Genomic DNA, 21,234 nt, shown 5'->3' with positions numbered 1-21,234 from the left:
GATGAATAAAATGATTTTTCAATACGTCGGGCGAAACCATTAAGAGTTACAGATAGCAGCTTAAATAATTACTTTTTGCAGCACTTTTATGCTGAGTGAAGTTGAAGCTTTATAAAGCTCATTCTAAAAAACAATACAAAATTAACTCTGCCCGATTAAAAAACTACACAGGTACATTTCATAATCTAAAATTTGAATTCAAAAAAACTTTATCTTTGCTCCTATGATTTTACGAGGAGAAAACTTAATCAAAGAATACGGTCCTAAAAAAGTAGTAAAAGGCGTTTCTGTACAGGTTCAACAGGGAGAAATTGTTGGTTTGCTTGGTCCTAACGGAGCAGGAAAAACCACTTCGTTTTACATGATCGTAGGACTGGTTAAGCCTACTTCAGGGAAAATTTTCATGGATAAACAGGAGATCACTACCGATGCCATGTATCGCCGTGCTCAAAAAGGAATCGGTTATCTGGCACAGGAAGCTTCCATTTTCAGAAAGCTGTCCGTAGAAGAAAATATTATGGGTGTTTTGCAGCTTACAAAGCTCTCAAGACGTGAGCAGCAGATTAAATGTGATGAGCTGATAGAAGAGTTTTCACTGCAGCATGTACGTAAAAACAGAGGTGACCTTCTTTCGGGAGGGGAAAGACGTAGAACAGAAATTGCACGCTGTCTTGCCACAAGCCCTAATTTTATTCTTCTGGATGAACCTTTTGCCGGAGTAGACCCAATTGCGGTAGAAGATATCCAGAAAATTGTAAGAAGCCTGGTAGATAAAAATATCGGTATCCTGATCACGGACCACAACGTACAGCAGACCTTAGCCATTACCAATAAAACATACATCATGTTTGAAGGGAAAATTCTGAAAGAAGGACTTCCGGAAGATCTTGCCAATGATCCGCAGGTAAGAGAAGCCTATCTTGGTGAAAACTTTGTGTATCAGAGTATTTTGGACAAACCGAAAAAGAAAAAGTACATCTATAATATCTGGGCAGGTAACTTTGATTCAAAAGCTCAGTTCCAAGGATTTGTAGATGAGCATTTCGGACAGTATGATGATTTAAGATTAATGTACGGTTTCGAAGACATCAGCTTCGCATCGCTTGCCAATTCTGAAATTGAGCATATCTTTAATGATATTGTGGATAAGAATGCCAATAACTCATTTGTTTTCCAGAGAAAAGAAATTAATTCCCAATATTCTATGGAACAGGCAGAAGCAGAGTCCAAAGAAGCCAGCAGAAAAGAACTGCACTATCTTACAACATATGTCTTTGAAGGGTAATACATAAAAAATAATTAAACGTAACCATTGTCTCTTTGATGATGGTTTTTTTTTAATGTATCAAACATATTGAATAATTAATAATTTATATTAAATATAAAGTTTGGTTTGAGTTTTGTTATTTATAATGTTCTATTGGATTTCTATTATGTAGGCAATTTTTTTAATAATCTGTACAAAAAGTATAGTGTAAAAAAATCACAATCCAATTATTACACTTATATTAATTGGTAGGTGTTTCATTCGTACCATTTTTAGAGTTTGAAAGATTTCCAGAAAGATAATACTTCTGCAGAACTGTAATAGGTCTTAATTATAAATATCGATGAGATAATTTTCAGCAAAGGTAATTTTATTAAAAAACCGGCTACAAAGTTTTAGGTAGTATATAATTTTAGGTAGTATATAAAAAAAAGATTATCTTACTTTTCAATTGGAATACAATTGAGAACCATGTAAAAGCCAATCTCTATCAGTAGAAATTAATTCAGATATAGATTGTACAACCCATCAAAATAAACTAAAATGAAACATTAAAAGATTATTGACATTCTGCTGATTATCTTTCTCATGGTATTTATAATACAAAACTTGGAGGATGTGATGGTGAAATTTATTACAATGCAGTTTGAACTGCTTCTTATTGTATTGATATTAGCTGTTTTGCGCTAGGATACTCATAGAAGAAAATGAATCACAAAAACATATAAATATGGCATTAAAAGAAACATTACAAAAATTAGCAAACGAAAAAAATAAGCCGTGTGTTACCATTTCTCTCAACACACATCGTACTCATCCTGAAAATCAACAGGACGAAATTGTTTTAAAGAATCTTCTGAAAGAAGCTGAAAACAGGGTTATAGATGAATTTGGAAAAAGACTGGCGTCCGAAGTTTTGGAGAAAATAGGTGAAATTTCCGAAAAAATTAATCATCATCATAATCTTGAAAGTTTACATATTTTTTTATCTAATGACACCGAAGAGATCGTAAAATCAACTTGGAAAACTCGGGAAAATACTGTAGAAATTGATGAGAAATTTGCCGTTCGCCCCCTTATAAAAGCATTGGGAAGAAGTGAAGAATATTTAATCTTATTGCTTTCACAAAATGGTACGAAATTATTTGAGGCACTGAATGACAGTATTACAAAAGAAATTCGTGAGGAAGGATTTCCTTTTCCAAAAAATCCTTTCTACATTGCAAATGCAGACTTGAGAAGTGACGGAAAGCAGGTAGACAATCAGATTAAAGAATACTTCAACAGAGTAGACAAATCAGTAGTTGAAATTCATAAAAAGACAGGATTAAATGTCATAGTTATCACAACAGAAGATAATTACAGTAAACTTCTGGAAGTAGCAGATCTGCCAAATATTTATATCGGTCACGACAATAAAGATTATTCAGAAGCAGAGGAGCACCATATTGTAGAGCAAGCGTACGAAATCATCAAAGCTCAACAAAAAAAAGTAAGGGCTTCAGCAATTGAAGAAATCAAAGAAGCGGTACCTCTGGGAAAGGTCCTAACAGACTTGCAGGAAATTTATCAGGCAGCTATTGACGGAAGGGCAGAACTTTTTGTTGTTCATCAAGACTTTGAGCAAGCTGTTAAAATGATCGATGATCGTACTTTTGAGTATGTAGAAGATTCTAAAGAACCGGGCGTTTTGGATGACATTATCTCAACGATAGCGTGGGAAGTGTTTTCAAAAAATGGAACGGTACATTTTACCACTCAGGAAGAACTTTTTGATTTAGGAAGCGTTGTTTTGAAAACAAGATATTAAAGAACTTTTATTTTTGATACAAAAGAAGCTGCCTCAACAATGAGACGGCCTTTTGTTCGTTATTTACCACCTTACAATTCAGCAGCTAATGGGCAAACCTTTTAACAGGACAGTTACTTTGTTCGGAATTTATAAACAGCTTGTCCCCTTTATCAGACCTTACCGATTAATGATTTACGGAACACTGTCTCTTACTTTTCTCGGAGCTCTGGCAGCACAGGTTAACCCTATTGTTCTGAAATATACAGTAGATGAGGTCACCAAGCTTACCCATCTTCCGCATCCGATGTCAGAGGGGATTCATATTCTTATTATCATTTCAATTATTTTATTGGGAAAGGAACTTTTGAATATCTTTATCAATTTCGGACAGAAATTTTATGGGGAGAAAATCAGAATCAATGTCAGCTCGGTGTTGGCACAATCAGCGATTGATAAAATTTTAACGTATAGAGTTGCTTATTTTAACGATGAAAATCATGAATCCGGAAAATTACAGATTAGGATAGATCGCGGAATAGAAAGCCTGACAAGGCTGGTACAAAATTTTTTCATTGATATACTGCCGCTTTTTTCCAATGCCATTATCGCCCTGATCATCATGTATATGCAGAATGTATATGTGGGAATGGTTTCTACAGTCATTATTCCGATCTATTTCTATATAAGTTCATTACAGGCAAAAAAGCTTGGAGGGGTGCGCCGCCAGCTTAGAAACCAAAGGGAGAGAAAGACTTCAGGACTTTTGAACCTGATTAATTCTATTATGGTGATCAAAAGTTTTGTCCGTGAAAAATTTGAAGGTAAAAAGCAGTATGATTTGCAGATGAAGCTGATGGAAAGCCAGATGTTCACCAGAAAAACCAACTTTATTTATGATGGTTTAAAAACATTCATCGAACAGTTCGGTGTGGTTTTAATTATTCTTCTGACTGTTTATCTGGTGCTGGACCAGCAAATGACCATTGGGGCGATCATGCTTCATATCATGCTCTTCAACAATATATCAGCACCTATACGCCAGCTGCACAGGATTTATGACGATATGAATGATGCCATGATCTATGCTGAAGGCTATTTCGAGATCCTTAATGCAGAAGATGAAAAAGAACCGAACGGAACTTTTGTAGAAAAAGAAATCAAAGGTAATTTTGAATTAAGAAATGTAGATTTCAGCTATCCGAACGGAACAAAAGCCCTGCACGATGTGTCCATGAAAATAGAGAACGGAAAAACTACTGCATTAGTAGGGTTGAGTGGAGCCGGAAAATCAACGGTAATCAATCTTCTCTGTAAATTTTACCTTCCGGATTCCGGAGAGATATTACTGGATGGATTCAATTTAAATAATTATGATAATACCTTTCTGAGAGGTGATCTTGGTCTGGTATTACAGAAAAACCATATTTTTCAGGGAAGCATTGAAGACAATATCCGGTATGGTGATATGAATGCCAGTTTCGAGGAAATTCAGGAAGCGTCAAAAAAAGCTTATCTTCATGATCAGATTCTGGATCTTCCGGATGGTTATCAGCATGATGCTACCCAGCTTTCAGGTGGTCAGCAGCAAAGAATTGCTATTGCAAGGTTATTCCTGAAAGATCCTCCCATCATTTTCCTGGATGAACCAACTGCCAGTCTGGATGCCATTGCTACCGAACAGATCAAAAATTCATTGGATGCCATCAAAGAAGGCCGTACCGTGGTTATTATCTCTCATTCACTGTCGCAGATTCTGGATTCTGACACTATTTATGTGATGAAAAAAGGAAGAGTAGTGGAGAGCGGAACTCATGATGAATTAGTTCAAATGAATGGTACATACCGCGAAATTTTTGATGCATCAGCCAGAAGCTTGAATCTGGATAAGCTGGTAAATTCTTTTAAAGATAACTGATAGTAGAGAGCAGACTATACAGATTTTAATTAATAATGAATCTGCCAAATCTGCTCAATCAGCGAGAGAATATATTTTTTTCTATAGTAAACTTTTGAGGGTTTTAAACAGAGATTAAACGCAAAGTTTTATGGTAAGACTCCATATTTTAAAGTTTTCACCATAAAAACTTTGCGTAAAAAAATACAATCAATTTACTGTGCTTTTTCAGCAACCTGATAAGTACCCACATCCGCTCCAAAAGCAATATTGATTCTATTGTAACTGTTGATCGCAATCACAGCCATGGTAAGATCCAGCATTTCAGTTTCAGAAAAATATCTGCTGACTTCTGAATAGATTTCGTCAGGGATTTCTTTACCATTTAAAGAGGTTAAGCTTTCAGCCCAAAGCAATCCGGCTTTTTCTCTGTCTGTGTAAAAAGAGCATTCTCTCCATGCGCTTACCAGAAATATTCGTTGCTCAGTTTCGCCTTTGGCTCTTAATTCCTTAGAGTGCATATCCAGACAGAAAGCACATCCGTTCATTTGTGAAACACGGAAATACAGAAGTTCCAGAAATGAACTGTCCAGTGATGAATGCTGTACCTGAAAGCCCATATTGTGAAGAGCGTTCACAGCTTTGTTTCCCATTGCAAATGCATTGATTCTTTGTGACATAATAATTTGTTTTTTGATTAATTATGACACAAATGTAGACCGGAATTTTCCGGAATTTTTTAACATTTGATAAAAAACTATTTCTGTGCTCTGATCCTGCTTAAAGAAACCTGGGTGATCCCGATATAATCTGCCATGTCCCCAAGACTGATTCGCTGGATAAGATCAGGTCTTTGCTTCAGAAAATTGTTGTATCGTTTTTTACCGTCGTCCTCAAGCATTTCGCTGATCCGTCCCATCATATTGATCGGAGCTTTTGAATACAGTTTACTGAAAAGTGTTTCCGCTGTATGGTATTTCTTACATAGTTCCTCAATAACATTTTTGTGTATACGCAACACTTCACATGGCTCCAGTGCGACCATCATATATTTTGAAGCATTACCCGTCAGAAAACCATTCAGTTCTGTGAAAAAAGAATTTTCTGCAAAAAAAGTCATAATAAAATCTTTATCTCCGTTATCAAAAAACAGCTTTACCAGACCTTTTTCAAGGAAATAAAAATACCTGCAGGTTTCATCTCCTTTTAAAAGAAAGTCTCCTTTTCTGTAAGTTTTTGCTTCTAAATTTGATGTCAGAGCTTCCATTACAGATTGTTCCGGTTTTATAATACTTTCAATGGTTTGAGTGAAGCGGGGAGAATTCATATTCAACAATATTGTTTATAAAGAAATTAAATATAATAAAAAAGCACCTAAATTTATATTCTGTACACCAAAAAAGATTGATAGATTTGCCATAACAATATGAACGATCACTATCTTAAAAAACTCGACAGAGTAACGGCTATTCTCACACAATTACAGTCAAAACCGACCGTAAGAGCACAGGACCTTGCTGCAAAATTTGATGTAAGCATCCGAACCATCTACCGGGATGTGAAAACGCTGGAAAATGCCGGAATTCCCATTATAGGTGAAGCTGGAAACGGCTATTCCCTGATGGATGGCTATAAGCTACCACCTATTATGTTTACAAAAGAGGAGGTGTTGAGCTTCATCACTGCGGAAAAGCTGATGCAGAAATTTTCTCACCAAAGCCTTGGAAGCCATTACCAGATGGCCATGGAGAAAGTCCGCTCTGTGCTTCGGAATTCAGATAAAAACCTGATCCTGAATATTGAAAAACAGATCGATGTTTATAATCATCATCCACAGACAAGTGATACGATCAAAAATGTGATACCCACTATTCTGGAAAGTATTGCAGATAAAACACAGCTGATCATTGAATATAAAACAGTTGATTCCCGGGTGACGAACAGAACCATTGAAGCTGTCGGTATTTTCTTTGAATTCAATTACTGGTATATTATGGCGTTCTGTACCATGAGAAAAGATTTCAGGCAGTTTCGTGTCGACAGGATCCAGCAGATTTTCAAAACCCAGAACCCTTTTTCCCAGGAATACGGACAGATCAATGATTACAGAAAGTATTCAAGCGGAGAGAAAACCAGAGTCAGGCTTTTAGTTGAGAAAAAAATAATAGGACATATTGTAAATTCCAGAAGATATTACGGATTTATTGAAGAAACAGAAACGGAAAATGGAATGGAAATGATCTTTGATACAGAATGGATAGATGAAGGTTTTCCGAGGTGGCTGATCACTTTTGCAGATTATGCAACTATTTTAGAGCCGGAATCATTAAAAATAAAACTCAGAAACTTGGCGGAAAATATTTCAAAAAGAATGGAATAAAAAACATAAACTCGGGCTTCACATTCGTGAAGCCCGAGTTTTAGAAATTTATATAATTGAATAAGAGTTTTGCTTAACTGAATGACAAATCAAAAACAATAAATCTGCGGTGTCTATAATTAATGGATGGATAATTTGAATGATTTGTTCTATGATTCTGCCGTTTCCTCTTTTTGTCTGAGTTGAATCATCATTTTCAGTTTAAACAAAGGCATTAATGATCCTAGAATCTCTCCCAAAAAAAAGGAGGCTCAATTCCTAATGCTCTCAGATAGGTATAACCCTGTCCGCGGTGATGAATTTCATTATCTACGAAATAAAGAATATTCTGATATACCGGGAATTCATACTGTCCGAATAAATTGAAGGTTTCCTGAAAACGCTCTTCAGTAATCCGGCTGAAATAATGGTTGATTACTTCTGTTTCTTCATCCCATTTTTTCAGAAGTTCTTCTTTGGTTTTTGGGTTGAATCCTTCCTCATTGTATGCCTCCATGTTTTTGTCCACGATTCCTTTTAGAGCAGGTCCTCCGATGCTGATCAGTTCTACCGCCAGCTTTGCGAAAGGTCTCATGCCTCCTACAGAAAATTCAAATAATTCTTTCTCAGGAAAAGCGTCTATTACTCTTCTTGTCAGGTTTCTGTGTCCTTGCCAGTGCTCTAATAATTGATCAGATGTCATGAATTGTTTTGTGGCTGTTGCTGTAGTTGTCATAATTGTATTGTTTATTTGTTATTGTTGATACAAAGATATAACAGGGTTATGACAACAGTTTGTCAGTAGGATTTTTGATATTAAAAAAAATATTTTATTTCTTTACTGAAATATCTATACCTGTTTTTCCGTTAGAGAGAAAGTGTATGGGTAAAAAAGTAATTGATCCCTATTAGAATTTACAATGAAGAAGTATATTTTGCCTGTTATTTCTGCTCTTTTATTAATATCATGTAATAAAATCGAAGAAAAAATTGATCAGACCGTTCAGAAAACAACCGAAACTGTACAGCAGAAAGCTCAGCAGGCAGTTGAAGAAACGGTGAAGAAAACGGTAAGCGAATCAATTAATTCCTTAACGAATTCCCAGGATGTAAAATTCAGCCAGGTATTTCCTGATGGTGGAAAACCTGTAGTTTCCGAAGATACCGGAAAGAAATTTAAATTTCCTAATGGTTCCGAAGGCTATATTTTCAAATATAAATCGGATATCGCAATACTGCTTCCTTTTCTGGAAAAGCAGCCTTCTTCCGACGAAAACAAGTCAGATGAAACAGCCCGTAAAATAGACGGTCAAAGCATTATTGACAAAATAAGTTTTGTCTCAAAATTTCTTCCCGAGAATACTTTTGACACCAGTTTCTTAGAAGATATTAAAAGTGATAAGAATATAGAATATTATAAGCTGAAAAGGTTGCCCTACAACAGTACAATAATCTATAACCCTAAAAACCAGACCGTCATACAATATGTAGAGGTAAATAAATAATTTGTGAGTGACCGGATTTTTCCGGTCATTTTTTGTACATAGTCATTGCGCGCCATTTGCGAAGCAATCTCAACCTGTTGAAACCTATGTATTAGAAGGAATGAAATCATTTTTATTTCTAATGTCTACTAATCACTTTTTCAGACAGAATAGAAAGTTATTACTATTTTTCTTTTTCAGATGATTAATAAGCCACTTAATGTTTTGTAAATCAAGTCTTATTTTTTTATAAAATAATATGTATTGCATAAGTTGGGAAAAGGATTTTTATTATATTTTCATTTTTCTTGTTTAATATTTATATTTTTACTAGTTTTATTAAATTATTAACAATATATGAAAAGAAAATTATTTAATAAAAAAGTCTGTGCATTAGTATTAAGCGGAGCGGGTACTATGGTATATGCTCAGGAAGGTGTAAAAGAAAATAGTATAGATGAAGTTGTGGTTACTACAGGTAGAACTAAGCCCAGAACCATCATTACATCAGCAATTCCTATTGATAATATTTCGGCAGCACAACTAAAATCTACAGGTCAGGTTACTTTTGATAAAGCCTTGACATATGCTGTACCATCTTTTAATTCATCACAGCAGACTGTTTCTGATGCAACCGCTCATTTTGATCCGGCGGATTTAAGAGGCCTGGGTCCATCCAGAACATTAGTTTTAGTCAATAATAAAAGAAAAAATCAAAGTGCTCTAATTTATGTAAATGATACACCGGGAAAAGGTGAAGTAGGTACAGATCTGAAAAGTATTCCATCAGCAGCCTTACAAAACGTAGAGGTATTGAGAGATGGTGCATCTGCACAATATGGCTCCGATGCTATTGCAGGAGTAATTAATATTATTCTTAAGAACAGCGTTGGAAAAAGCACGGTTAATCTTTTTTCAGGTATTACTTCAGAAGGTGACGGATTTAATATCGGAGCAGATTTTAATACGGGAATCAGAGTTGCAAAAACCGGAAGCCTGAATCTTACCTTAGGATTTTCATCCCAAAATAAAACTAACCGCGCAGGTTCTGTTACAAAAGATGAACTTTTTGGTGTGGAGAATGCCTGGACGCAGGCTAATCCTGGTTTAGGAATGATTATAGGGCAGCCGGAGACAAAAGTGGCCAATATGTTTGTCAATTTTGAATTGCCAACAGGTGAAACAGGCAAGTTTTATGCTTTTGGTGGTACAACTTACAGGAATGGAACTAGTTTTGGCTTGTATAGAACACCCTATTGGGTAACTTCAGATTTTGGTTTATTAACTCCAAAAGGGCAACCTTATAATGGATTTCAGCCGGAATTTAAAACAGATGTTTATGATTATAATTTAACCTCCGGGTGGAAAGGCATGTTTGGAAAATGGAATTTTGATGGGAGCGCAACCTTTGGCTCTAATGCGGTAGATTATGTTGTAGGAAATACCATTAATACGTCTTTGGGTGCAAATTCACCAACCAGCTTTAAGGCAGGTGGGCATCAGTTCAGTAATATTATAGGAAACATAGATATCAGCCGAAATTTTGGTGCATTTGTTTTAGGAGCTGGTGTTGAAGTACGCAATGAAAACTATCAGGCGAAGGCAGGAGAAGAGGCATCTTATATAGGAAGTGGTGCAGAATCATTTCCAGGACTGCAGTCTCAAAATGAAGTCAATAAAAATCGTCAGAATATTGGAGCTTATATGAATGCTGAATGGGATGTTACGAAAAACCTGTTACTTGGAGGAACTGTGAGATATGAAAATTTCAGTGATTTTGGAAATAATGTTTCCTGGAAAGGAAATGCAAGATATAAGGTGTTAGATGATAAATTAGTTTTCCGTGGATCTGTTTCTACAGGATTCCGTGCACCTTCATTACACCAGATATATTATTCCAATGTTCAAACAAAAATTACAGGGAATACTGTGGCTAATCAGGGTACTTTTAACAATGACTCTCAAATTGTAAGATCTGATCTTGGGGTACAAAAATTAAATGCTGAAAAAGCCTTTAACATTACTGGGGGATTTGCCATAAAACCTTTTAAAAACTTGACGATTACAGCAGATTATTATAGAATAAGAATTAAAGACCGGGTACTTTTCTCAGGAGATATTGGTTACAAAACCGGTGCTCCGGGGAGTCCGGATATAACAAACCCTGTGGAAGTAATATTAGATAATAATAAAATAACTTCCCTGAAGTTTTTCACCAATGCTGTAAATACAGTTACTGAGGGAGTAGATTTCGTCGCTAATTATTATACTTCCGCTATTGGCAAAGGAAGATTGGGCGTTATTGTTGCTTTCAATTATAACGAAACCAAAATAGTAGATAATATTGCCGTTCCGCCTATTTTGGCGCAAAATGGTTATTCAGAAAACTTTTTTGATAGAAAGGAACAATCCAGAATTACCTCTGCAAGGCCAAAAACAAAAACGATTGTTAGTCTTTCGTATGACATTACAAAGTTTAATTTTAACCTTAATAATACTTACTTTGGTTCTGTTGCATGGCAGCACGCCACTGATCCTGCCAAAGATCAGACGTTTTCCGGTAAGGTAGTTACAGACGTAGTTTTAACCTATAAAATTACGAAAGACCTTAAAGTTTCCGGAGTCGTAAATAATTTATTTAATATTTATCCGGATGTCATAGAGAGCAAAGGAGATGTAGTAACAGATCTTGGAGGAAGGTTCAGATATCCCTGGGAGGTAAACCAGTTTGGATTTAATGGAACAACTTTTCAGCTCAATGTTAATTACACTTTTTAATCCAAAATAAAGAAATTAGCATTGCTTTGTCATGCTTAATACAGGGAAAGTAATCCCAAAAGATATGAAAACCATCTACGCAAATATTAACTGACATTGATTTCTAATGTCAGTTTCATTTTTTCAGATAGAATAGGACGTTATTACTACATTTTACTTTTTACATTGTACAAAAAAAAGTACTTTAGTAGTATGAAAATTTATACAAAGACAGGAGATAAAGGTCAGACTGCATTATACGGTGGCACAAGAGTTTCCAAAGCCAGTGCAAGAGTAGACAGTTATGGAAATATCGATGAGCTGAATTCATTTATTGGTATTTCTAAAAGTCATATTGAAGATGAAGAGGTTTTGAAGCAGCTCAAAAAAATTCAGTTTGATCTGTTTACGGTAGGCTCAGAAGCTGCAACGCCGGTTGATAAATTAATGCTGGCTAATGGCAAATCACGTCTGCCATTGATTATTTCAGATACTGAAATTGAAGAGCTGGAGCAGTGGATGGATGCTTTTGAAGAAAAGCTGGAGCCCCTTCAATACTTTATTCTTCCCGGTGGTGGAAAATCTGCAACATTTTTACATGCCGCAAGAACAATCTGCAGAAGAGCAGAACGTTCTCTGGTTTTCCTGAATGAATCTGAAGAAGTACGCCCTGAGCTTATCAAGTACCTGAACAGACTCTCCGATTATCTTTTTGTTTTGGCAAGATACATTTCAAAAATCAATAACGAACCGGAAGAATACTGGAATCCGAATGAAAGATAAAGCACTACTTTTCATCAACGGAGACCATCCCAAAAGCCTTCCGGATCCGGATCAGTATGGCTTAATTGCCTGTACGGATGGTGCTTTTCATTATTTGAAGCAGTTAGGTTTTTCCTTAGATAAACTCGACTTTATTTCCGGTGATTTCGATTCCCATTCAGGAGCAGATGAAGATGTTTACCTGGAAAAATTTATTCTTACTCTGGATCAGGACAAAACAGATTTTCATAAAGCTTTGGAAATTATTTTAGAGAGGGGATGCTTTTCTGTAGATGTTTTTGGAGGAAGCGGCGGCGAGCAGGATCATTTTTTAGGGAATCTTACCGTTGCTTATGCATTTAAAGACCGGTTGAGGATAAAATTCTACGACGAATTTTCTGAATATTATTTTGTCCCGAAAAACTTTAAGCTGAAACATGTTAAAAATAAAATGATTTCACTGTATCCGTTTCCATCAGTTGAAAATATAACAACAACAGGATTGAATTGGCCGTTGACCAATGGAAACTTAAACATCACTTCAAGAATAGGAACCCGGAATTTTGCGGTTGAAGATGAGGTATCCATTCAATATCAGTCCGGAGATCTGTTGTTTTTTGTAGGAATTAATGAAATAGAATATCCCGGAATATATTGAAACAATTCATAAAAATATCGATTCTGCTTATCGCGGCATTTTGTGTTTTCTCCTGTAAAACACAGGATTTTACCCAGCCTGAATATGGGAGAAATGAATCTGGCAATCCTGTTGAAGTTAAAAAAGTATACAATTTCAGGACGGTCGGGACCATTAAAAATACTGAAGGCAGAACTTTAAAAACAGGAAAATTCTACAGAAGCGGTCATCTTCATAAATTGAAGAAAAAATCATTCAAAGAAATTCAAAGCCTGGGAATAAAAGAAATCATTGATCTTAGAAATGCAAAAGAAATTTCTGATAAACCGGACCAGCTTCCCGATGGCATCATTTATAAAAAATATTCAGCCTTTGCAGATAAGGGAGACCAGCTGACTCAGGCCAGAAAGCTTGTTTTAAAAGGAAAAGTTAATGGTTCCGATGCTGATAAAAGAATGATTGATTTCTACCGTGAATATGTAACGGAAAACCCGGAAGTGATCAAAAAAATTATCACTGAAATCCTGGAATCCGACCAGCCGGTTCTCTATCACTGTACCGCAGGAAAGGATAGAACAGGAATCACAACGGCTTTAATTCTGACTATTCTAAAGTTTGATAAGCAAACAATTTACAATGATTATCTTTTATCCAATAATTACAGGGAAAAATTAGTCCTGAAAAGACTAAATCTCGCAAACAATCTGCATTTTCTGTATCCTAAAATGGACGTGAAGGTCCTTGAAAAACTGAGCTGGGTAGAAATCGCTTATCTCGATGCAGCTTTTGATGAAATCAATAAGAAATATGGTTCCACCGATGCTTATATTCAACAGGTGTTGGGAATTTCGGCAGATAAGAGGGAAGAATATATTAAGAAGTTTACAAATTAATAATCCGTTCAGGTTTTTGCCTGACCTTGATTTGAAATTTATAATAAATTTAACGCTTAAAAATCAAACTTTTTTAGCAATTTTGCATTTCGTAATTCACTTGTCAAGAAATGAAAATAAAGTACTCGGAACTTATTGATCAGACATTGTATTTTCCTACAGAGGAATTTAATGTTTCTGAGAACAATTTGTTATTTCACGATGTTCCTTTAATGGAAGTCGTTGAAAAATTTGGCACCCCGCTAAAAATTAGCTACCTGCCAAGAATTTCTCAAAACATCCAGAAGGCGAAAAGCTGGTTTAAGGAAGCTTTTGAGAAAGCCGAATATAAAAAGAATTATACCTACTGCTACTGTACAAAATCCAGTCATTTCAATTTTGTGCTTGAAGAAGCTCTTAAGAACGATATCTCTATCGAAACTTCTTCAGCATATGATATGGACATTGTAAAATCTCTTTATGAGAAAGGAAAAGTAGATAAAAATATTGAAGTCATTTGTAATGGATTCAAGACCGATGATTATCTGGTGAAAATTTCAGAAATGATCAACAGCGGGTTTGAAAATATTACCCCGATCCTGGATAACTACCGTGAGCTGGATAAGCTTACCGAAAGTATAGATACCACTTTCGATATTGGGATCAGAATTGCTTCAGAGGAAGAGCCAAAATTCGAATTCTATACTTCAAGATTAGGAATCGGGTATAGAGATATTATCCCTTATTACAGCCAGAAAATCGCTGAGCATCCGAATGCAAGGCTGAAAATGCTTCACTTCTTCATTAATACAGGGATCAAAGACACAGCTTATTACTGGAACGAATTATATAAATGTCTCCGTGTATACGCACGTTTGAAGAAGATTGCTCCGGAGGTGGATTCACTGAACATTGGTGGCGGTTTCCCGATCAAAACATCTTTAAACTTCGAGTACGATTATCAGTATATGGTAGAGGAAATCGTTTCTCAGATCAAAAAGTTCTGTGAAGAAGAAGGAGTAGAAGAACCTAATATTTATACGGAATTCGGAAGCTTTACAGTAGGGGAAAGCGGTGCAAACCTTTACAAGATCATCTCTCAGAAGCGTCAGAATGACAGGGAGAAGTGGAATATGATCGATTCTTCATTCATGACCACACTTCCTGATACATGGGCGATTTCAAGACACTTTATCATGCTTCCATTGAACAGATGGGAAGATACTTACGAAAGAGTATTCTTAGGAGGACTAACCTGCGATTCAGATGATTATTATAATTCTGAACAGCATACGAATGCAATCTATCTGCCGGTTTTCAGTGATACAAAGCCTCTGTATATCGGATTTTTCCATACGGGAGCGTATCAGGAAACAATTGGAGGATATGGTGGAGTTCACCACTGTCTGATGCCTCAGCCGAGACACGTCCTGATCCAGAAAGACGAAAACGGAGAGCTTCAGTACGAAATTTTCCGTGAAAAACAGGAACCTGAAGATATTCTGAAAATTCTGGGTTACTAGTTATAACGAGGAATGGGAGTGATAAAGCAATCTCATCTTAATAATCTTAACAACTTAAATTGCTTTTAATGTTTCAATTTTAACCATTAAGATTTTTGTTAAGGCTTAAGAATAATTAAGATGTTTCACTTCATTAAGAAACTTTGCTAATGCAATAAAAATAAAGTTCTCAACATTTGAGAGCTTTTTCTTTTAAAAATATTTTGAAAGCTTATCCAGCTCCAGTTCTTCATAATCTGTAACTACGATATCCGCTAAAGTATAATCCTGATTTTTTGAATGCGGGCTTCTGTAGGCAGCACAGAAAATTTTCGCCCTGTTGGCGGCAAGGATCCCGTTGGTGGAGTCTTCAATAACCATGCAGTTTTCTACCGGTTCTTCTGCCATTTGTGCCGCGAGAAGAAATACTTCAGGATGAGGTTTGGATTCCTTTAGAGCGGCACCGCTTATTTTCCCGCTGAAATAATCTTCAAGCCCGAATTTCTCAAAAACCATATTGATGGTCGTCATTGTAGCCGAAGAAGCGAGGATAAGTTTAATGTCGTTTTCATGATAATGTTGGATCAATTCCCTTACTCCCGGAATCAGATCGAATTCTTCATCATTATCAAAATAATCTTTGAAATATGATCTTTTAATAACAGCTATAGCTTCGTGGGTATGGTTTAAACCATATTTCTGGATCAGCGTTTCACAGACCCTTTTTGTGGAAGCTCCTGTGAAAGAAGTGTAAAGATCTTCGGAAACGGCAATTTCCAGTTCGTTGAAAGTGGCAAAATAAGCTTTTCTGTGCAGTGGTTCCGTATCTACAATAACCCCGTCCATATCGAAAAGAACAGCTTTTAAGGACATATTTTGTTTTTTACAAAAATAACTTTTAAAATTTAAACATTAAAAAGATTTTAGAATTAAAAAATTCGGAGCTTATCACTCTTGATTTATAACTCAACGACTATTTTGTATCTTTGTGAAATCATTTAATCTTTAAATCATTTAAATTTTTAAATAAAACATGAGAACATACGCAGGAATTCCTGAAGAAAATGCAACATTGGAAAACTCTAAAGTAATGCTGGTAACCGTTCCTTACGATGGGACTTCAACATGGGGAAAAGGAGCTGACAAAGGCCCTGAATTATTCCTTGATGCTTCCGAAAACATGGAGCTTTATGACATTGAAACAGGAACTGAACCTTATCTTGACGGCGTATACCTGGCTGGGGAAATTTCTGAAAATTCAAGTCCTGAAGCCATGACGGAAGCCGTTTACCAAAAAACAAAAGAGCTTTTGAATAACGAAGGGAAAGTATTTACCCTTTTCGGGGGTGAGCACTCGGTTTCTATAGGTTCTATCCGTGCGGTAGGAGAAAAATTTGAAAACCTTACTGTTCTTCAGCTGGATGCTCATACAGACTTACGTCCGGAATTTCACGGTTCTACTTCTAACCACGCATGTGCGGTTTTTGAAGCGAATCAGAAGCATAACTTAGTTCAGGTGGGAATCCGTTCCATGGATGTGGAAGAAGCTCAATATCTGCCGGAAGGAAGAGTATTTTTTGCCCATGAGATTGCGAACAATGACAACTGGATCAATGATGTTTTAGAAAAAGTTTCAGGAAACGTATATATCACCATCGACCTTGATGCTTTTGATCCGTCAATTGCTCCTTCTACAGGAACTCCGGAACCGGGTGGACTTCAGTGGTACCCGACTTTGGAATTATTGAAAAAAGTATTTGAAAAATGTAATGTAGTAGCGTTCGATATTGTAGAATTAATGGATTCTCCAATGGCTAAACCAACTGCTTTCCTTGCAGCTAAGCTATATTACAAAATGCTCGCTTACAACCATATTTATAATAACAACTAAAATTCCGCACGAATCAGATTTTTTCTGTCCTATATTCTTTGGAAATTTGTGAGGTAAAAAAGAAATAGTATGTCCGCACAAAGTCAGATAGATTATAACAGAATTGCCAAAGCGATAGAATATATCCAGAGCAATTTCAGGCTTCAGCCAAGTTTGGAGGAAGTGGCAGAGAATATTCACTTGAGTCCGGCTCATTTCCAGAAGATATTTACAGAATGGGCAGGAACAAGTCCTAAGAAATTTTTACAGTTCATCAGTCTTGAACATGCTAAAAATTTGCTGAAAGAAGAGAAAGCGACTTTATTTGATACCGCTTACGAGACGGGACTTTCCAGCACAAGCAGGCTTCATGACCTGTTTGTGAACATAGAAGGAATGTCTCCGGCGGAATATAAAAACGGCGGAAAAAGCCTGAACATCAATTACAGTTTTTCCAAAAGTCCTTTTGGATATGTAATGGCAGCATCTACGGAAAAAGGGATCTGCTACATGGCTTTTGAAGAAGATAAAGAGATTGCATTAGGAAATTTGAAACTGAAATTTCCCAATGCTTCTTTTTTTGAAATACAGGATGCCCTGCAAAAAAATGCCCTGTCCATATTTGATAAAGACTGGACAAAACTCAACACAATTAAACTTCATTTAAAAGGTACCGATTTCCAGCTTAAAGTCTGGGAAAGCCTGCTTTCTATTCCAATGGGAAAACTTTCCACCTATGGAAATCTTGCTGAAAAAATAGGAAACCCGAATGCCTCAAGAGCTGTTGGAACAGCGATTGGCAGCAACCCTGTAGCTTTTCTTATTCCATGCCACCGTGTGATTCAGTCTACCGGAAATATTGGAGGTTACCGATGGGGTAGCGGAAGAAAGCAGCTGATCGTGGGGTGGGAAAGCTCGCAGGTTTACGCTGGAGATTAGATTCCATGTTACCTTAATCTGATTTAAGTTTTGGCTAAAGCCAGATTGATATTTTTATGTATAAAACGGACTAAAGTCCGTTCCTATTGATGTAAATACTGCAAATCATATATTTAAAATATTATTACAGAATAAAAATCTTAGTTTTTTTCAAAAACTTAAGTGCACTTTATTCAATGTTTTAATAATAATTTAAAAAACTAAAGTGTTAAAAACTTTTGCGACTTTTGTGGTTGATTAATAAAAAGTCATTTATACATTATAGTTTTTACAAGCTCAAAATCATGAACAGCCTGTTTGAAGAAATATCAGAATATCCTTTGAATATTCTTCCGCATGACGGAACCGTCCATTATTATGGAAAAGTTTTTAGTAAGGAAAAATCAGATTTTTTCTATGAATATCTGCTGAGTCAGATCCCCTGGGAAAATGATGAGGCGATGATTTTTGGAAAATTAATTTTAACAAAAAGAAAAGTAGCCTGGTTCGGAGAAAAAGCTTTTGAATATACTTATTCAAAACGGACAAAATTAGCAAAATTCTGGACTCCTGAACTGTTGAAATTAAAACAGAAATGTGAAGAAGTTTCAGGAGAAACCTATAATTCCTGCTTGCTTAATCTATACCACGATGGAAGTGAAGGTATGGCGTACCATAGCGATGGAGAAACCGACTTGAAAAAGCACGGTGCCATTGCTTCATTAACTTTCGGAGCCGAAAGAAAGTTTTTATTTAAGCATAAGGAGACAAAAGAAAAAGTGGAAATTTTCTTGGAAAACGGAAGTTTACTGATTATGAAGGGAACAACCCAGGATCATTGGCTTCATAGGCTTCCTCCTACAACTAAAGTAAAAGCTCCAAGGGTAAACCTGACATTCAGAACGATTGAAGAATAAAAAAACGCTCACAGATTGAGCAAACCACGCAGATTTCAATACAATCATCTGCAAAACCTGCTTAATCCGTGAGAGCCAAAAACAAAAAAGCTGTTCATGTGAACAGCTTTTTCAATTTATTTCAATACATCAGCTTCAATAGAGCTGTCTCCGTACACTTTTATAAAAGCTTTTGTATAATCTTCTTTGGCAGCAAAATTTGGGTTCTCCATAAACTTCTGAGGATTTATCGCAAAAAGCGGCCACCAGGTACTGCTGATCTGGATCTGAATTTTATGTCCTTTTTTGAAAGTATGTACAACATCCTGAAGTCTGAAATTCACTGCCGTTTTCTGGTCAGGAACTAAAGCTTCTCCTTTTTCTTTTGTATTTCTGAATCTTGCAGGCATAATCTCACTTCTTACCATCTGATGATAATTTCCGTAAATAACACCGTCTTTCTTTTCAGCAGGTTTAAAATCTTCAGGGTAAACATCAATCAGCTTTACTGCAAAATCTGCATCTGTAGAAGTGGAAGCAATATTCAGTTTAGCCATGATCTCTCCTGCAAAAGTAATATCATCAGTCAATACATCGGTGGTGAATATGAGTACATCAGGTCTTCCCACGGCAAATCTTTGGTCTTCGGACATATAATTTTTAGGAGTAAAGCCATTGAAGTCTTTCAGATTGTCAGAGCTTAAAACCGGATTGTTCGGGTCGCTGTAGTATTCTGAAAAGCCTTGTCCTGCTGTTTTTTTCAATGTTCCGTCAGTTAAATAAAAACTGATTTTCTCGGCATTTTTCGGAGGATAAGAGGTAAATTCTTTCCATACTTTTGCTCCGGTATCGTACATTAAAGCTTCAGGAAGACCTGCATCTTCTTTTGCATTTCCTTTCAGATAGTGACTGAAGAATTTTGTTTCAACATTTTTTTGGTAATATGTAGCAATGCTATCTCCAAAATAGATTTGGTTGTGGAAATGTTTTCCCTGCTCCTGTGCCCATGCTCCGTGAGAGAAAGGACCCATCACAATGGTGTTTTTAGCTTTCGGGCTTGTCTTTTCTATGGTTTTATAAATATTCAGCGGTCCTGAAAGATCTTCTGCATCAAACCAGCCTCCAACAGTCATTACGGCATGGTTTACATTCTTTAAATGGGGTAGAAGATTTCTTTTCTGCCAGTATTCATCATAGTTAGGATGATTCATGATCTCCGTCATGAAGAAATTATTTTTATAATATTTTTCATAACCATCCTTTAAAGTTCCCATATCCCTGTAGAACTTAAGGCCGTCTTCCGAAGTTTGCTTTACGAAAGTATCCATATACCAGGCTTTGTTTTCAGGCTTTACCTTCTGAATCCCGAAAACAGGGAAGGTTCTGAAATATCCCAGCATGAATCTGCCGTTGTGAAGAAAATCATCATTCCAGAAGTCTGAAATAGGAGCTTGAGGAGAGGAAGCTGCTAAAGCCGGATGCTGTGCCAATATTCCTGCCGCAGTATAAAATCCCGGATATGAAGTTCCGTATTGTCCGGCTTTGCCGTTATTGTCTTTAATATTCTTTAAAAGCCATTCTATGGTATCATAAGTATCCGTGCTTTCGTCTACATCTTTTTTGGTTTTGCGGTCCACCTGAGGGGTCATATTGGTAAAAGTACCTTCACTCATGTATCTTCCGCGGACATCCTGGAAGACAAAAATATACTTATCCTTCATCAGGAACTGGTTAGGTCCCAATTTGGTTTTGTATTCATTTTCACCGTAAGGAGCGATGCTGTAGCAGGTTCTCTGCATCAGGAAAGGGTATTTGTTCTTATTTGAAATATCTTTCGGAATATATACCGCTGTGAAAAGCTTTACTCCGTCACGCATTGGGATATAGAATTCCTTTTTGGTGAAATTATCTTTTACGAAAGTATCCTTCTGATCTGTACTCTGTGCAATTCCAAGGATAAAAAAGAAAATAAATACAATTGAAATATGGATCTTCATAAATAAAATTTACCGCTAATTTAGAAATAAATAGCATCCGTTCTGCTGTATACCTCAATCTTTAACGAAAATAGGAGGAAAATAAAAAAATAAAGCATGTAAAATAGTTCTACTGTCCTTCGGTATCATATAAAACATAAACATCTGCTCCTTCAACTAAACCTGCGAGAGATTGTTTTTACGCTCGCAGATTAAGCGGATTAGGCAGATTTTTCAGTGTTTCTTTC

Annotated in this window: 17 protein-coding genes and 1 pseudogene; 13 read left to right on the top strand and 5 right to left on the bottom strand. The window is 36.2% G+C overall.

The window, feature by feature from the left end; genetic code table 11:
- Window positions 1–223: 223 nt before the first annotated feature.
- From lptB to DRF60_RS04465, 3 genes and pseudogenes are all read left to right on the top strand, one after another.
- Window positions 224–949: pseudogene (lptB, locus tag DRF60_RS04475) on the top strand (LPS export ABC transporter ATP-binding protein); the annotation flags it as partial.
- 1,048 nt (window positions 950–1,997) lie between these two features.
- A complete protein-coding gene (locus DRF60_RS04470; RefSeq protein WP_116010918.1) occupies window positions 1,998–3,077 on the top strand; it encodes a baeRF3 domain-containing protein in 1,080 nt (359 codons plus the stop codon).
- 169 nt (window positions 3,078–3,246) lie between these two features.
- Window positions 3,247–4,974 (top strand): ABC transporter ATP-binding protein, encoded by a 1,728-nt coding sequence (locus DRF60_RS04465; RefSeq protein WP_116011083.1) that lies wholly within the window; start codon window positions 3,247–3,249, stop codon window positions 4,972–4,974.
- Between the two features lie 194 nt (window positions 4,975–5,168).
- Here the strand turns inward: DRF60_RS04465 and DRF60_RS04460 are convergent, their stop codons facing one another.
- Window positions 5,169–5,633, bottom strand: coding sequence for a carboxymuconolactone decarboxylase family protein (locus tag DRF60_RS04460; RefSeq protein ID WP_116010917.1), 465 nt, complete (start codon window positions 5,631–5,633; stop codon window positions 5,169–5,171).
- 77 nt (window positions 5,634–5,710) lie between these two features.
- Entirely contained in the window at window positions 5,711–6,280 is a 570-nt protein-coding gene (locus DRF60_RS04455; RefSeq protein WP_116010916.1) for a Crp/Fnr family transcriptional regulator, read from the bottom strand.
- 99 nt (window positions 6,281–6,379) lie between these two features.
- Between DRF60_RS04455 and DRF60_RS04450 the strand changes: the two genes are divergently transcribed.
- Window positions 6,380–7,333: a helix-turn-helix transcriptional regulator gene (locus DRF60_RS04450; protein WP_116010915.1), complete on the top strand. Its 954-nt coding sequence runs from the start codon at window positions 6,380–6,382 to the stop codon at window positions 7,331–7,333.
- Between the two features lie 223 nt (window positions 7,334–7,556).
- Here DRF60_RS04450 and DRF60_RS04445 read toward each other — a convergent pair whose 3' ends face one another.
- Window positions 7,557–8,048 (bottom strand): DinB family protein, encoded by a 492-nt coding sequence (locus DRF60_RS04445; protein WP_116010914.1) that lies wholly within the window; start codon window positions 8,046–8,048, stop codon window positions 7,557–7,559.
- A 184-nt stretch (window positions 8,049–8,232) separates the two neighbouring features.
- Between DRF60_RS04445 and DRF60_RS04440 the strand changes: the two genes are divergently transcribed.
- From DRF60_RS04440 to DRF60_RS04415, 6 genes are all read left to right on the top strand, one after another.
- Entirely contained in the window at window positions 8,233–8,817 is a 585-nt protein-coding gene (locus DRF60_RS04440; RefSeq protein ID WP_116010913.1) for a hypothetical protein, read from the top strand.
- Between the two features lie 336 nt (window positions 8,818–9,153).
- On the top strand, window positions 9,154–11,574 hold the full coding sequence (locus DRF60_RS04435; protein WP_116010912.1) for a TonB-dependent receptor plug domain-containing protein: 2,421 nt from the start codon (window positions 9,154–9,156) through the stop codon (window positions 11,572–11,574).
- A 192-nt stretch (window positions 11,575–11,766) separates the two neighbouring features.
- Complete coding sequence (locus DRF60_RS04430; protein ID WP_116010911.1) at window positions 11,767–12,336, top strand: cob(I)yrinic acid a,c-diamide adenosyltransferase; 570 nt, start codon at window positions 11,767–11,769, stop codon at window positions 12,334–12,336.
- Window positions 12,326–12,973, top strand: a complete 648-nt coding sequence (locus DRF60_RS04425; protein WP_116010910.1) for a thiamine diphosphokinase — start codon at window positions 12,326–12,328, stop codon at window positions 12,971–12,973. Before DRF60_RS04430 ends, DRF60_RS04425 begins: the two co-directional genes overlap by 11 nt.
- A complete protein-coding gene (locus tag DRF60_RS04420; RefSeq protein WP_116010909.1) occupies window positions 12,970–13,845 on the top strand; it encodes a tyrosine-protein phosphatase in 876 nt (291 codons plus the stop codon). The genes DRF60_RS04425 and DRF60_RS04420 overlap by 4 nt, the downstream gene beginning before the upstream one ends.
- Window positions 13,846–13,955: 110 nt before the next feature.
- Complete coding sequence (locus tag DRF60_RS04415; RefSeq protein ID WP_111956668.1) at window positions 13,956–15,347, top strand: type III PLP-dependent enzyme domain-containing protein; 1,392 nt, start codon at window positions 13,956–13,958, stop codon at window positions 15,345–15,347.
- A gap of 192 nt (window positions 15,348–15,539) precedes the next feature.
- Here DRF60_RS04415 and DRF60_RS04410 read toward each other — a convergent pair whose 3' ends face one another.
- Complete coding sequence (locus tag DRF60_RS04410; protein WP_116010908.1) at window positions 15,540–16,199, bottom strand: HAD family hydrolase; 660 nt, start codon at window positions 16,197–16,199, stop codon at window positions 15,540–15,542.
- A 160-nt stretch (window positions 16,200–16,359) separates the two neighbouring features.
- Here DRF60_RS04410 and speB point away from each other — a divergent pair, with 160 nt between their 5' ends.
- From speB to DRF60_RS04395, 3 genes are all read left to right on the top strand, one after another.
- Window positions 16,360–17,217 carry an agmatinase gene (gene speB / locus DRF60_RS04405; RefSeq protein WP_116010907.1) on the top strand — a complete coding sequence of 286 codons (858 nt, stop codon included), beginning with the start codon at window positions 16,360–16,362 and terminating at the stop codon, window positions 17,215–17,217.
- A gap of 69 nt (window positions 17,218–17,286) precedes the next feature.
- Window positions 17,287–18,135 carry a bifunctional helix-turn-helix domain-containing protein/methylated-DNA--[protein]-cysteine S-methyltransferase gene (locus DRF60_RS04400; RefSeq protein WP_116010906.1) on the top strand — a complete coding sequence of 283 codons (849 nt, stop codon included), beginning with the start codon at window positions 17,287–17,289 and terminating at the stop codon, window positions 18,133–18,135.
- A 284-nt stretch (window positions 18,136–18,419) separates the two neighbouring features.
- Window positions 18,420–19,031, top strand: coding sequence for an alpha-ketoglutarate-dependent dioxygenase AlkB family protein (locus DRF60_RS04395; protein WP_116010905.1), 612 nt, complete (start codon window positions 18,420–18,422; stop codon window positions 19,029–19,031).
- Between the two features lie 116 nt (window positions 19,032–19,147).
- Here DRF60_RS04395 and DRF60_RS04390 read toward each other — a convergent pair whose 3' ends face one another.
- Entirely contained in the window at window positions 19,148–21,007 is a 1,860-nt protein-coding gene (locus DRF60_RS04390; protein ID WP_116010904.1) for a CocE/NonD family hydrolase, read from the bottom strand.
- Between the last annotated feature and the right edge of the window lie 227 nt (window positions 21,008–21,234).

It is taken from the genome of Chryseobacterium elymi, assembly GCF_003385495.1.
GTDB lineage: Bacteria > Bacteroidota > Bacteroidia > Flavobacteriales > Weeksellaceae > Chryseobacterium > Chryseobacterium elymi.
Note: the sequence above shows the minus strand (reverse complement) of the source record. Positions and strands in the feature narration are given on the sequence as shown.